The organism is Nocardia sp. XZ_19_385 (genome assembly GCF_015355755.1).
Taxonomy (GTDB): domain Bacteria; phylum Actinomycetota; class Actinomycetes; order Mycobacteriales; family Mycobacteriaceae; genus Nocardia.
In genome coordinates this window covers 498,172-511,760 of record NZ_JACVEE010000003.1, presented here as the reverse complement: position 1 = coordinate 511,760, position 13,589 = coordinate 498,172, and the positions used below count along the sequence as shown (strand labels likewise).

Below are 13,589 nucleotides of genomic sequence, written 5' to 3'. Positions count from 1 at the left end.
GTGCCCGACGGTGAAGTGTCCCTGTCCCGGATCCGCTTGGGTCCGGTGCGCCTACACAACGCGACGGTCGTGCTGCGGCCACCGCGGATCGACGACTACGCCCAATGGCGGCGGATCCGGTTGCGCGATCAGCGCTATATCGAACCGTTCTGGACCACCTCACCGCTGGACTGGGCCGAGCGGCATACCGGAAAGCTCTGGGTGCGTGAGGTTTTCGACAGCCGCGCCGATGCCCGCGCCGGGCGGCGGCTCGGCACGGTGATCGAGGTCGACGGCCGGTTCGCCGGGCAGATCGAACTCGGATCGCTCGCCGGCGGGACCGGGGAACTGGGCGTCTGGGTGGACGCGCGGCTCGCGCGGCACGGCCTCGGCGGGCTCGCGGTCGCGATGATGCTGGACTTCGGGTTCCGCCGGGCCGGCCTGCATCGGATCACCGCGCCGATCTCACCCGCGAACAAAGGAACGGCCGCGGGGGCGGCCGCACTCGGCATGCGACGCGAAGCGTTGATGGCGCGCTACTTCGACGTCGGCGGTGAGCGGCGCGACCACGATCTGTGGGCGGTCCTGGCGTCCGATATCCCGGCCGAGGGCGCCACCGCGAACTGGATAGCCCGGCACTCGGACGGCGATCCGGTGCCCGAGGTAGCCGAGCACGACGTGGACTCGCTGAGCCGCACCGCCGTCGCGCTGGCGACCGCGCGCTATTACGCGGGCCGGACGCTGCACGCGGCCGATCCGCTGCGCGCCACCGCCGAAGTGCGGCTGAGTGATCCCGGACATCCGGAGGTGGTGGTCCGCACCCGCCGGTTCTCGGACTGGACGCGGTGGCGCGACAGCCGGGTCCGGGCGCGCGACCGAATAGCCCCGGAAACCACGGCAGCCGAATGGAATTCGCGGCACCGACATTCGAGGTGGGTCCGCGAACATCTCGGTGCGCGAGCCGGATTGCACTCGCCCGCCGGATTGGTGCTGGCGATCGAGGTGGACGGGGTGTACACCGGCGAAGCCCGCCTCTTCGAACTGGACATGTTCGACCGGAACGCGCGGATGTTCGTGTGGACCGAGCCGCCCCAGGATCGGATCCGGGAAACCGTGACGCGCCTGCTGATTGCGCACGGCTTCGAGAAACTCGGGCTGCGCCGGATCGCCACCGAGATCGAGCCCGAGGACACCGTGTCCGCCGATATCGCGGGGCGGGCCGGCATGATCCGGGAAGGACGGATGCGGCAATTCGTGGGGCCCACCGGACGCCGGGCGGATTACGACCTGTGGGCAGTTACCTCCCCCGCATGAACCGGCTCGGTCACGCGCACGTTCAGCTAAGTGTGTCGCGTGGCGCGCAGTGTTCCAGTAACGAAACGACAGCGTCACCCGACGGGGTTTACAGTGGTCCGTAGATCCTTCGCGCACAATGCGATTGGTGCAGCGGGCAATTCTAGTGCGCGTGCGTTACCCACCGTCGGAGGAGCCCGTCATGCAATCTGCGCCCAGTGAAGATCCCCCTGCCCGACATCGCCGCTTCACGCGCAGCAACGAACTACAAGCCCGGCTCCACGAATTGGTGCCCGGCGGCGCCCACACCTATGCCCGCGGCGCCGACCAGTATCCGGAGCAGATGGCGCCGATCTTGGTGCGCGGCAAGGGCGCCCGGGTCTGGGACGCCGACGGCAACAGTTACGTCGAGTACGGGATGGGGCTGCGCTCGGTCACCCTCGGGCACGGGTTCCAGCCGGTATCGGAGGCCGTCGCGCGGGTCATCGCCGACGGCGTCAGCTTCAGCCGCCCGTCCGAGCTGGAACTGCTGGCCGCGCAGGATTTCCTCCGGCTCGTGCCCGGGGCGGACATGGTGAAATTCGCCAAGAACGGCTCCGACGCCACCACCGCGGCGGTGCGATTGGCTCGTGCCGCCACCGGGCGCACCGCTATCGCCATCTGCGATCAGCCGTTCTTCTCGGTCGACGACTGGTTCATCGGGACCACCGCCATGGACCGCGGGATTCCGTCCACGGACAGCACGGTGCGGTTCCAATACAACGACCTGGCGTCGTTGGCGGCGGTACTCGACGCGGGCCCGGTCGCCGCGGTCGTGCTCGAGGCCGCTACCGCGCTCGCCGAGCCGGAACCCGGGTTCCTGCAGGGTGTTCGGTCGCTGTGCGACACCCACGGCGCGCTGCTGATCTTCGACGAGATGATCACCGGGTTCCGCTGGTCGGCGAGCGGGGCTCAGACGGTCTACGGGGTGCGGCCGGACCTGTCGTGCTGGGGTAAGGCCATGGGCAACGGGTTTCCGCTGTCGGCGCTCGCGGGCAGACGGGAATTCATGGAACTGGGCGGCCTGCGCACCGACCGGGAACGGGTGTTCCTGCTGTCGACCACGCATGGCCCGGAGACGGCTTCCCTGGCCGCTTTTCGCGCAGTGGTGCGGGAATACGAGACCGGGGACCCGATCGCGCGCATGGAGCATGCCGGACAGTTGCTGGCCGACGGTGTCAATGCCGTCGCGGCCGAGTTCGGCATCGGCGACTACCTGCAGGTGCTCGGCCGACCGTCGTGCTTGATCTACGCGACGCGCGACGCAGACAGGCAGCCGTCGCAGGCCTTTCGCACGCTGTTCATCCAGGAACTGCTGGACCGCGGCGTGCTCGGCCAATCCTTCGTCACGTCCGCGGCGCACACCGAAGCCGACATCGCCGAGACCGTCGCCGCCTGCCGGGAAGCCGCCATCGTCTACCGCAAAGCCCTCGAGCAGCGCAGCGTCGAAGGTTTGCTGATCGGCCGCCCGGTGGCACCGGCCATTCGCCGTTACGCGGCGCCGCGAAGATTGGAATCCTGATGAGTTTCCCGCGTATGGCAATCGTGCACGAGCGGTTCACCGAACTCGGCGGCTCCGAGACCTGTGTCGCCCAATTCTTCGAGAATTGGCCGCGCGCGGAGGTCTTCGCGCCGATCGTGGAGCCCGACAGCGTGCGGCCGCCGCTGCACACCGTGCACGACACCTGGCTGAGCAAGGCGCATTCCGCGGTCGGGTCGCACGCACCGCTGATGCCCTTCCTGCCCCGCGCCCTGCGCAAACTGCCGCTGCGCAATCGGTTCGACGCGGTCCTGATCAGCCATTTCGCCTTCGCCACCCAAGCCGTCTTCGCCACCGACGCGCCCACCATCGCCTACGTGCACTCCCCCGCCCGCTGGGCCTGGGACCCGGCCTTCCGCGCTCAGGAGGCGGGCGGGCGCGCCGGACAGGCAGCGCTATCGGTGCTCGGCGAATTCACCCGCCGCAACGAGCTACGCGCGGCCCTGCATCTCACTCACGTCATCGCCAACTCCCGCGCCGTCGCCGAACGCATCCACGACTGGTGGGGCATGCCCGCCTCCGTCATCAATCCCCCGGTCCATGTCGAACGCTTCACTCCCGCACCCGCGATCCCGCGCGACGACTTCTTCCTCTATGCCGGGCGCCTGGTCCCCTACAAGCGCGCCGACCTCGCCATCCGCGCCGCCCAGAAGGCCGGCGTCCGCCTGGTCGTCCTCGGCGACGGCCGCTTCCGCCCCTACCTCGAATCCATCGCGGGCCCCGAAACCGCCTTCCTCGGCGCCACCTCTTTCGAGGTCCTGCTGGACACCTACCGCCGGGCCCGCGCCCTGCTCATGCCCGGAGTCGAGGATTTCGGTATCGTGCCGGTCGAGGCGATGGCTTGCGGCACACCGGTTATCGCCGTCGGCGAGGGCGGCGCGCTGGACACCGTCATCCCCGGCGTCAGCGGCGAGCACGTTCCGCACGGACCCGACGAGGTGGTCGTCGAGGGCTTCGCCAAAGCCATGGCCGCCTTCAGCTCCGCCGACTACGATTCTGCTGCGGTCCGCGACCATGCGATCACCTTCTCCCCCAACATCTTCCGCAACCGCATCGCCGCCACCGTCGACGAAGTGATAGCCAGCTAGCGGGCGTCATCTGGTGATCGTCACCGTCGGGCAGTAATGGCGGATGGTGGTGAGGATGGCGTCGGGTGTGGCGTGCAGGTCAGCGGTGGGGATCAGGTAGAGGTCACGCACGCCCGGGAGGATGGTCAGGCGCGGGCCCACCGCGTGGATCAGGGCGATTTCCGACCAAGCGAAGGCGGTGGCCGCGCCGTCGTGGACGTGCGTCAGACCATCCGGAGTGATGATCAAACGTGTTGTGGTGCGCAGGATTTCGCGGGCCAGCCACAGACTGCCCAGGCCGAGGGCGCTCCAGAGCAGGCCCAGACCCAATCCGAAGGCGACGCCGAATTGGTCGAAGGCCGGGTTCGTCCGGTCCGCGACCGCCGCCAGCGCGGACAGCACGACAAGCGTTCCGCCACCGGCGAATACCAGCCCGACGAGCAGACAGAACCAGTAGTCGAGCAGCGTCGCGTGCGACTGCCGATAAGTCGTCGACGTCCCATACATCACCGCCACCGCCGAACCACCCGACGCGAACGGACCACCCGCCCGCCGATCGCCAAGTCTACGGCGACCCGGCGAACGATCAATGGTTTCCATTCCGCCCCAAGGAGTTCCCCGCACACGCGGTAACTGCAAAGTGTTGTCACACATACCCTCTGACCTGGGCGGACAAGGTGACCAGTTCCACACCGTGTCGTTTTGCCGCAGACTCGCCCTACCTATTACAGTTTCTAATCAGTCGGGCCGAAGGTGTTCCCCGGCTTCTTTTATCCGCATCCAAGGCTGCATGTCGGATCGGCGTTGTGCCACAAGACGATTCAAGACAAAGCAGGAGGAGCGATGGTTTCCTACATCGTTACGGGCGGTACCGGATTTCTGGGGCGCAGGGTCGTGCAGGGCTTGCTCGACGCCGAACCCGACGCGATCGTGCATGTGCTGATCCGTGAGGCGTCGCTGGCGAAGTTCGGCGAACTCACCGAAGGCTGGCACGGCGGCGAGCGAGTGTTCGCGCTACTCGGCGACCTGACGGCCGAAAACCTCGGCCTACAGGACAACCCGCCCGCGGCCGACCACGTGATTCACCTGGGCGCCGTCTACGACATGAGCGCCGACGAGGCGACCGCGCACGCGGCCAATGTGGCCGGCACCGAATCGGTGATCGCGCTGGCCCGTCAGCTCGGCGCGGTGCTGCACCATGTGTCGTCGGTGGCCGTCGCCGGTGATCACAAGGGCAAGTTCTTCGAGGAGGACTTCGACCTCGGCCAGCAGCTGACCTCGCCGTATCACCGCACCAAGTTCGCGGCCGAGAAACTGGTCCGCGCGGCCGAGGGCGTGCGCTGGCGGATCTTCCGGCCCGCGATCGTCGTCGGCGATTCGCGCACCGGTGAGATGGACAAGATCGACGGCCCCTACTACTTCTTCCCCGCCATCGCGAAGCTGGCCGGTCTGCCCGCCGACCTGCCGATGCCGCTGCCGGATCTGGGCGCCACCAATATCGTGCCGGTCGACTATGTTTCCGCCGCGATGGTCGAGCTGGTCCGCCGGCCAGGCCTGGACGGGCGCACCTTCCACCTGGTCAACCCGCAACCGCAGCCCTTCGACGAGGTGTACCGGGCGCTGGCCACCGCGGCGGGTGGGCCCACCGGCATCGGCGTGGTCCCCGGCAGCGGGTTCGCCCTGAGCGGTCTCGCGCACCTGCCCGGCGTGCCGGCCGTGCGCGACTTCCTCTTCGAACAGGCCGGCATCCCCGCCGCCGTCGCCCCGCACGTCGGCTTCACCGCCGAATTCGTCTCCGACTCCACCCAGGCCCAGCTGCGCGAGACCGGCCTGACCGTGCCGGCGTTCGACAGCTACGCCGAGCACCTCTGGCACTACTGGCGGGAGAACCTCGACCCCGACCGGGACCACCCCGGCTCCGGTGACCCCTTCACGGGCCGCATCGTGCTGATCACCGGCGCTTCCTCCGGGATAGGCCTGGCCAGCGCGCACGCCGTCGCCCGCCGCGGCGCCACCGTGCTCATGGTCGCCCGTGGCCGGGAAGATCTCGACGCCGCAGTGGATTCCGTGCGCGCCGAGGGCGGGTCCGCCTTCGCCTACTCGTGCGACATCACCGATCCCGAAGCGGTCGAGCTGCTGGTCAAGACCGTGCTGCACGAGCACGACCATGTCGACTACCTGGTCAACAACGCGGGCCGTTCGATCCGCCGGTCGGTGCTCAACTCCACCGACCGCATGCACGATTTCGAGCGCACCATGGCGGTCAACTACTTCGGCGCGGTCCGGCTGATCCTGGCGCTGCTCCCGTCCATGCGGGCCCGGCGTTTCGGCCACGTCGTCAACATCTCCTCCATTGCGGTGCAGACCAAGGTCCCCCGGTTCGCCGCCTACGTGGCGAGCAAGTCCGCCCTGGACAATTTCTCCGATATCGCTGCCGTCGAAAACCGCGACGCCGGAATCACTTTCACCTCGGTGCGGATGCCGCTGGTGCGCACCCCGATGATCGCCCCCACCGATCTCTACCGCTCCATGCCGGTTCACGACCTGGATCAGGCCGCCGCCATCGTGCTGCGCGCCCTGGAACAGCGCCCGCACCGCATCGACACGCCTATCGGCACTTTTGCCCAGGCGGTGGATGTGCTGATGCCGTCGATGAAGCGGTCCATCCTGCACCAGGGGTTCCGGATGTTCGGGGAATCCCGTGCGGCACAAGGGGTTCAGCCGAAGACCGAGGACAAGCCCAGTTCGTCGCGCAGTCCCCTGACGATGCTCGCACCGGCGCTGCTCCCCCTGATGGCGCTTCCCACACCGGCCGCTCGCGTCACGAAGGTGATCCCCGGGCTGCATTGGTAGAGAGCACGCAACAGTGGGGTCGGCGGACGCCGACCCCACTGTCCGGATTTCCCGGTCCGGTCTATACCCGACTGGCGGCGAAGCCCGCCGCAGGCCACATCGCCCAGCCGTAGTTCGAATGCGCGCCCCAGTCGAGTCCGGCACCGCACACCGGATCGCCTGCGGTGCAGTAGTTTCCGGTGCGCCAGCCGTACGCCCCGGGGACACCCCAGCCCGCGAGGCGGTTGGGGTCACCGAACAACAGCACGGCCGCCACCCTCGGCTCGATCCAGCCGGGGAGGGTATGGATACCACCCATCGAGGCCACGTTGCCGGTGCCGAGCACACCGTGAACGACGATGGCGCCCTGCGAATATCCGACGAGGATGAAACGCTGATCCGGGCACATCGCGGCCTGATGCTCGAGGTGCGCGGTCATGTCGCGAGTGCCGTCGCTGACGGAGGTAGGGACGCCGAGATTCGCCGGATAGTTCACCGAATACGCCGTCGAATCCACCGGAAGCGCTTGCCGCAGTGTGCCATACAGCGGATCACCAACCGCGGCCCCGAGCCAGCCCGGCTCGCCGGTCCCCCTGGCGACCACCACATCCACTGCGGTACAGGGATTCGCCCAGGCCGTCGTTGTCCCTAGGCTCGCCGCCGCGATTCCGGCTGTGAACGTGAGCAATGCGAATGCCCGTACCAGCCGCCACCTTTCGAAACGAATTATCTTCCGGTTTACCATCGTGATCACCCAACTCACGCCGTTGTGAGAGGCCGAGTGACGATAGTCAATGACTATCACTCGGCCTATATCCGCGAAGGTAAGAATCGGCGAAGCGACCGTCAAGCAATCGGAGCCAAGCGAGACCCGCTCGGCACGCAATCGTTGTATGCGGGCACTTTGCCTAGGTGCCGAGACCTGTTGTGGCGGTGCGCCGCCCGCGCGCCCACTCGGTGGCGCTGCCGTGCGCGGCGCTCTGAGCGAATCCTCGCTTACGACCAGCTACCGGCCTATCGCACTAGGGCAGCGCTGAATTCCGGTTCGAGCTACGGCTTCTCGGCAGTCACGGAGTGAATCGTGCACGGGTCAAATAGTTGTCGCCGCATCTTCGTGACCGGGATGTTGCTAGGTCATACCGGAACCCCGAGCGCTGCTGACCAAGATCGCTCACCGCGAGTACGAGAACTCGCACGCGCGTTCGGAGCAAACCTTCAGTTGAATCCGACTGCCCGGAACCGCGTTCCGCTCTCACCTGCCTGCCGAACTGCGGCGGTGGTATCAAAGGTGGCTCGCTACAGCACTTTTCGGAAGACTCCGCGTTTGCGCCCGAGACCGAGCTCGACCGACAGACAACCCCAGGCCCTCGACTAGCCACCTATGTCGGCAACCCGTCCACCCAGCGGCACACGGCTGCGGCCAACAGCGCGCGGCCTTTCGACATTGTGCCGCCCGGTCGGGCTGTCAGTTGTGTCCCGACTCGAGGAATCCGATACCGGGGGCTTCTCACATCGACACTTGGCCCCGCCCTGCGTGTGCGCTTGATAGCCAATTGGCTCGTTTCGGGCTGGGCGTACTCCACTTCTGATACATTTCTGTATTGAATACAGTTTTGTATCGGCGTGAGGAGGTTCGGTTGGCGTCGGCAACGGGCGCGCCGCGGGTTACCCGCAGGCGGGTCGAGACGAGGAATCGGCTGCTCACGGCCGCCTATGAGGTGTTCGCCGAGGAGGGGTTCGGGCGGGCCTCGGTGGAGCGGGTGTGTGAGCGGGCCGGGTTCACCCGGGGCGCGTTCTACTCGAACTTCAGTTCGCTGGACGAGCTGTTCCTGGCTATGTGGGAGCAGCGGTCCGCCGACATGCTGGCCGATGTGCGCGCCACCCTGGACGATATTTCCGTCGACGGCACCGAGGACATCGCCGCCGCGGTGGATCGGCTGGTGCGCGCGGTCCCGCTCGACGAGGCGTGGTTTCGCATCACCGCCGAGTTCACCTCGCACGCGCTGCGCACGCCGGCGCTGCGCCGGGTGGTGGCCGCACGGGAGGACGCGATCGTCGCCGCGCTCATCCCGACCATCGTGGCCGCGCTGGCCCGGGCCGGGCGCACCGTCCCCGACCCCACCGCGCTCGGGCAGGCGCTCGTCGCCGTGCACGACGGCACCGCCGTCCAAGTACTGATGGAACCGCGCAGCCGCCACGTCCGGCGTCGGCGCACCGACCTTTTCTGCCACGTGGTGCTGGCCTACAGCACCCCCTCCACCGAAGGATCGAAATGAAGAACTGCAGCCCCGAATTCGCGGACGCGGCCGAGGTTATCGTCGTCGGCGCGGGCCTGGCCGGACTGGTTGCCGCCTACGAACTGAGCAAGGCCGGCCGCAAGGTGCACCTGCTGGATCAGGAGAACAGCAACAACCTCGGCGGGCAGGCGTTCTGGTCGCTGGGCGGGTTGTTCTTCGTCGACAGTCCGGAGCAGCGCCGGCTCGGCATCCATGACTCCTATGAACTGGCACTACAGGATTGGCTCGGCTCTGCCGGTTTCGATCGCGACGACGAGGACCACTGGGCACGCCAATGGGCGCAGGCCTACGTGCGTTTCGCCGCCACCGAGAAGCGGGATTATCTGCACGACTTGGGTTTGCGGGTGACGCCGCTGGTCGGCTGGGCCGAGCGCGGCGGCGGTTTCGCCGATGGGCACGGCAATTCGGTGCCGCGGTTCCACCTGACCTGGGGCACCGGGCCGGAGGTGCTGCGGGTGTTCGCCGAGCCCGTCCTCGAAGCGGAACGAAAGGGGCTGGTGGGCTTCAGCTTCCGGCATCGCGTGGACGAGCTGATCGTCGAGGACGGCGCGGTGGTCGGCGTTCGTGGCAGTGTGCTGGAAGATACCGATCTGGAGCGCGGCAAGGCGTCCTCGCGAGAGGTGGTGCGCGACTTCGAATTCCGCGCGCAGGCCGTGGTCGTCACCTCCGGCGGCATCGGCCACAACCATGAGATGATCCGCCGCAACTGGCCGGTCGACCGCCTGGGTCCCTGCCCGCAGACGATGATCTCGGGCGTGCCCGCGCACGTGGACGGGCGGATGCTCGGCATCTCGGAGGCCGCGGGCGGCGCCATCGTCAACCGCGACCGGATGTGGCATTACACCGAGGGCATCATGAACTGGGATCCGATCTGGCCCGACCATGCCATCCGGATCATCCCCGGCCCGTCCTCGATGTGGTTCGACGCGCACGGAAAGCGTTTGCCCGCACCGTGTTTCCCCGGTTTCGACACCAACACCACGATGAAGGCGATCCTGGCCACCGGCGAGGACTACTCGTGGTTCGTGCTCACCCAGTCGATCATCGAGAAGGAGTTCGCGCTGTCGGGTTCCGAGCAGAACCCCGACATCACCGGCAAAGACCTCAAGCTCACCCTGAAGAGCCGCGTCGCCAAGGGCGCACCCGGCCCGGTCGAAGCCTTCAAACAGCACGGCGCGGACTTCGTGGTCGCCGACAACCTGCGCGACCTGGTCGACGGAATGAACAAGATCGCCCGCGGCCCGCAACTCGACTACGCCACCCTGGAACGCCAGATCGTGGCCCGCGACCGCGAGATCGGCAACAAGTACAGCAAAGACAGCCAGCTCATGGCCATCACCAACGCCCGCCAGTATTTCGGCGACAAGGCCGGCCGCGTCGCCAAACCGCACCGCATCCTCGACCCGGCCGCCGGCCCACTGATCGCGGTCCGGCTCAACATCCTGACCCGCAAAACCCTCGGCGGCCTGCAAACCAACCTGGAATCCCAGGTCATCCGCCCCGATGGTGAACCGTTCCCCGGGCTGTACGCCGCGGGCGAGGTCGCCGGCTTCGGTGGCGGCGGCGTGCACGGCTACAACGCCCTGGAAGGTACCTTCCTCGGCGGCTGCATCTTTTCGGGCCGCGCAGCCGGACGGGCGTTGGCCGCGAAGCTCGGTGCGCGCTGACCTAGGTGCGCAGCGCTTTCCGCGCCGCGGGCTTCATCTCGGCGCAGCGCAGCAGGTACATCGGCGTCGGGGCACCCCGCCCAACTGCAGGGCCATGCCCAGGTCATCGCGGTTGGCCCAGAGTTCGGCGATCTTCCCTTCGCGTAACCAAGTGGGACTGGGTGACCTCGCAGGTCTTGCCGGTGGGCGCGTACGCCTGCTCGACCTCGTGTGGCTGATCACTGGAGCGGTACACCGACAGGCGCAATCGCACGCTCGTCGACGCGCTGGTGGACTGAGCTACCCCGCTTTACATTCCGCCAGTGCCCGGTCGGCTTCCGATCCGGCCGCGGTGGGCATCGCGGTCGGGGCCGACGGCGGGACTATTGCCGGTTCCGTGGTCGTGGTGGTCGGTTCCGGCGGGGGCTCGTTGGTATAGAGGCGGGCCCCGGTGAGGTGTGGGCCGGGGTCCAGGGTGAGGCCGTAGATCTCGGTCGCGTGGTCGTAGAGGTCGGTGACGCGGACGGCGAAGGGGCCCTCGCCCGCACCGGAGATCGTCCAGTGGTTGTCCGGTCCGCGGGTCAGGTCCTGCCACTCGCCGCCGTCTTCGGCCGGGCGAATCGCTACTTGCCGCAACGGGTTTCCGGTGTTGCTGAACAGGATCGCCATCCAGCTCGCCGAGGAGTCCGGCTTGACCTCGTAGATCATTTCCGGTGCCGGGTCCGGGTCGCGGACCACGCTGTAGCGGATGTCCGCGACGCCCTGGGACGGGTCGGCGATCTGCTCGAAGGCGGCGGTGCTCAGATCCAGCTGGCCCGGAGCGCATCCCGGGCAGCGGTCGGCGATGAGAACGCGGACTTCGCCGTAGGGGCCGTGCACGTCGAGGTAGGCGCCGCACAGATCGGCGTTGCCGTACTCGGAGGTGGAGATGCCGACGTAAAAGCCGTCCACCGGCAGGTCCTGATATGAGCAGGCGACGCCGGGGCTGAACGAGTAGTAGCGCGCCTCCCCCGGGACCGCCGAAGACGGGGACGGCGTGGGCGACGGCGACGGCGACGGCGACGTGGTCCGCTTGGTCGCGACGCCGGAACTGCTGGGCGGCAACGCGATCTGGGTGGTGGCCATGGTGTCGGTTGCGGTGGTGGCCGCCTCGCAGGTGATCGGTTCGGGTCGCGCCACCCACACCACGACACCGACGACCGCGATCAGCGCACCCAGCACCGACCAGGCCCAGCCCGAACGAAAGTGATCTTGTCTCAGAGGTATTCGGTGCACCGCGGTCCCCGGCTTCCGGCTCACCCAACTCGCGGACTCTCCATCCTGACCGCATCAGGAAACCAGCAGGGCACGGCGCGGCGGCCGGGAACGTAAATACTTCACAGTGAAACGCGCACGATTCGGCAATCCTGGGGCAAATCACCCGGGTTCATGATCATCAGCTGCGGCGAGAACCGGAAAAGCTACACCAAGCCGGACCGTGTCCCGCACCGTAGCAGCGCTGCCCTCCGGCCAGACGGATCGCTGCCCGACCGTTCCGGACGGCAGCATTACGAGGTGGCGCGCTGCGGTTCCGCGTCGACACCGGCGAGTTGGTGATTCATGCGATCGCGCTTGGCGCGTAGGTAACGAATGTTGTGTTCAGTCGGTGTCGCCTGCAGTGGAAGACGCTGCAGCACCGCGATCCCATGCTCCTCGAGACCGGCTTGCTTGGCCGGGTTATTGCTCAGCAGCCGCACCGAACGGATGCCCAGATCGGCGAGAACCTGTGCACCGGCGGTGTATTCGCGCGCATCGGCCGGGAGACCCAGCGCCAGGTTGGCTTCGACGGTGTCGGCGCCCCGATCCTGAAGCTGGTAGGCGCGCAACTTGTTCAGCAAACCGATCCCACGCCCCTCTTGCCCGCGCAGATACACCACCACCCCGCTGCCGGCCTCGGCAACCATCCGCAGCGCGGCGTCGAGCTGATCTCCGCAATCGCAACGCAGCGAGCCGAGGGCATCGCCGGTGAGGCACTCCGAATGCAACCGGGCCAGCACGCCGTCGCTACCGGGCTGACCGAAAACCAGTGCGAGGGTTTCGGTTCCGGTGCGGTCATCGCAGTAGCCGACGACCCGGAACTCGCCGAACCTGGTGGGCAGCCGGGTCTCGACCACCCGGCTCAGGGTGCGCTCGACGCGGCGGCGGTACTCGATGAGGTCGGCGATGGAGATGATCGGCAGCCCGTGGGTGCGAGCGAATTCGATGAGCTCGGGCAGGCGCGCCATGGAACCGTCATCGCGCACGATCTCGGCGATCACGCCGGCGGGCGGCAGCCCCGCGAGCCGGGTCAGGTCGACGGCGGCCTCCGTGTGGCCGGGGCGACCGAGCACGCCATCCGGATCGGCGCGAAGCGGGAACACATGCCCGGGCCGTGTGAGCTCGCTCGGCCCAGTGGCCGGGTCGGCCAGCACCTTCACCGTGCGAGCCCGATCCGCCGCCGAAATGCCGGTGCTGATTCCACCGACCGCATCCACCGACACCGTGTACGCAGTGCCCTTGGGATCCTCATTGACCGCCGCCATCGGTGGCAACCGCAACCGATCCAGATCCTCCCCGGTCATCGGAGCACACAACACCCCACTGGTATGGCGGACCATGAACCCGATGCTCTCCGCCGTCGCCAGCGACGCCGCGAGCACCAGGTCCCCTTCGTTCTCCCGATCCTCGTCATCGACGACAACCACCAACCCACCCGCCGCGATCGCGGCGATCCCCGCCTCGATCGGGTCCAGCGAGCGCTGCTGCACGATATCGGTCCGCATGACCACCTCCTATATGCCTAGTAGAAATATTCCTAGCGAGTATGGAAAGCGGATGTCTCAGTGAATGGGCGTATGCAAATCGTGCAGTCGAGCAC

Annotated in this window: 11 protein-coding genes; 7 read left to right on the top strand and 4 right to left on the bottom strand. The window is 67.6% G+C overall.

The genetic code is table 11. From position 1 onward, the window contains the following. From IBX22_RS25980 to IBX22_RS25970, 3 genes are all read left to right on the top strand, one after another. Positions 1-1,293, top strand: coding sequence for a GNAT family N-acetyltransferase (locus IBX22_RS25980; protein WP_194818317.1), 1,293 nt, complete (start codon positions 1-3; stop codon positions 1,291-1,293). 181 nt (positions 1,294-1,474) lie between these two features. Further along, complete coding sequence (locus IBX22_RS25975; protein ID WP_194818316.1) at positions 1,475-2,833, top strand: glutamate-1-semialdehyde 2,1-aminomutase; 1,359 nt, start codon at positions 1,475-1,477, stop codon at positions 2,831-2,833. Beyond that, entirely contained in the window at positions 2,833-3,939 is a 1,107-nt protein-coding gene (locus IBX22_RS25970) for a glycosyltransferase (protein ID WP_194818315.1), read from the top strand. The genes IBX22_RS25975 and IBX22_RS25970 overlap by 1 nt, the downstream gene beginning before the upstream one ends. Before the next feature lie 6 nt (positions 3,940-3,945). Here IBX22_RS25970 and IBX22_RS25965 read toward each other — a convergent pair whose 3' ends face one another. Further along, positions 3,946-4,434, bottom strand: a complete 489-nt coding sequence (locus tag IBX22_RS25965) for a hypothetical protein (RefSeq protein WP_194818314.1) — start codon at positions 4,432-4,434, stop codon at positions 3,946-3,948. A 327-nt stretch (positions 4,435-4,761) separates the two neighbouring features. Here IBX22_RS25965 and IBX22_RS25960 point away from each other — a divergent pair, with 327 nt between their 5' ends. Next, complete coding sequence (locus IBX22_RS25960; RefSeq protein WP_194818313.1) at positions 4,762-6,771, top strand: SDR family oxidoreductase; 2,010 nt, start codon at positions 4,762-4,764, stop codon at positions 6,769-6,771. A 61-nt stretch (positions 6,772-6,832) separates the two neighbouring features. Here the strand turns inward: IBX22_RS25960 and IBX22_RS25955 are convergent, their stop codons facing one another. Next, positions 6,833-7,495: a cutinase family protein gene (locus IBX22_RS25955; RefSeq protein WP_194818312.1), complete on the bottom strand. Its 663-nt coding sequence runs from the start codon at positions 7,493-7,495 to the stop codon at positions 6,833-6,835. A gap of 892 nt (positions 7,496-8,387) precedes the next feature. On the opposite strand from IBX22_RS25955, the gene IBX22_RS25950 reads away from it, so the two are divergent. Continuing rightward, positions 8,388-9,026 (top strand): TetR/AcrR family transcriptional regulator, encoded by a 639-nt coding sequence (locus tag IBX22_RS25950; RefSeq protein ID WP_194818311.1) that lies wholly within the window; start codon positions 8,388-8,390, stop codon positions 9,024-9,026. Next, the gene (locus IBX22_RS25945) at positions 9,023-10,714 is read left to right on the top strand and encodes an FAD-binding dehydrogenase (protein WP_194818310.1); all 1,692 of its coding nucleotides are present in this window, start codon (positions 9,023-9,025) and stop codon (positions 10,712-10,714) included. The genes IBX22_RS25950 and IBX22_RS25945 overlap by 4 nt, the downstream gene beginning before the upstream one ends. Before the next feature lie 279 nt (positions 10,715-10,993). On the opposite strand, the gene IBX22_RS25940 is transcribed toward IBX22_RS25945, so the two are convergent. Continuing rightward, positions 10,994-11,818, bottom strand: coding sequence for an expansin EXLX1 family cellulose-binding protein (locus tag IBX22_RS25940; RefSeq protein ID WP_228539603.1), 825 nt, complete (start codon positions 11,816-11,818; stop codon positions 10,994-10,996). Between IBX22_RS25940 and IBX22_RS25935 the strand changes: the two genes are divergently transcribed. Continuing rightward, entirely contained in the window at positions 11,730-11,942 is a 213-nt protein-coding gene (locus IBX22_RS25935) for a hypothetical protein (protein WP_194818308.1), read from the top strand. The two genes, IBX22_RS25940 and IBX22_RS25935, sit on opposite strands and share 89 nt — an antisense overlap. A gap of 298 nt (positions 11,943-12,240) precedes the next feature. Here IBX22_RS25935 and IBX22_RS25930 read toward each other — a convergent pair whose 3' ends face one another. Continuing rightward, positions 12,241-13,494 carry a bifunctional 3,4-dihydroxy-2-butanone-4-phosphate synthase/GTP cyclohydrolase II gene (locus IBX22_RS25930; RefSeq protein WP_194818307.1) on the bottom strand — a complete coding sequence of 418 codons (1,254 nt, stop codon included), beginning with the start codon at positions 13,492-13,494 and terminating at the stop codon, positions 12,241-12,243. Positions 13,495-13,589 lie beyond the last annotated feature (95 nt).

Bases quoted from the DNA above. Each gene is read 5' to 3' on its own strand.
- IBX22_RS25975 (WP_194818316.1), top strand. From the start codon at position 1,475: ATGCAATCTGCGCCCAGTGAAGATCCCCCTGCCCGACATCGCCGCTTC.
- IBX22_RS25970 (WP_194818315.1), top strand. From the start codon at position 2,833: ATGAGTTTCCCGCGTATGGCAATCGTGCACGAGCGGTTCACCGAACTC.
- IBX22_RS25960 (WP_194818313.1), top strand. From the start codon at position 4,762: ATGGTTTCCTACATCGTTACGGGCGGTACCGGATTTCTGGGGCGCAGG.
- IBX22_RS25955 (WP_194818312.1), bottom strand. From the start codon at position 7,495: ATGGTAAACCGGAAGATAATTCGTTTCGAAAGGTGGCGGCTGGTACGG.
- IBX22_RS25945 (WP_194818310.1), top strand. From the start codon at position 9,023: ATGAAGAACTGCAGCCCCGAATTCGCGGACGCGGCCGAGGTTATCGTC.
- IBX22_RS25940 (WP_228539603.1), bottom strand. From the start codon at position 11,818: ATGGCCACCACCCAGATCGCGTTGCCGCCCAGCAGTTCCGGCGTCGCG.
- IBX22_RS25930 (WP_194818307.1), bottom strand. From the start codon at position 13,494: ATGCGGACCGATATCGTGCAGCAGCGCTCGCTGGACCCGATCGAGGCG.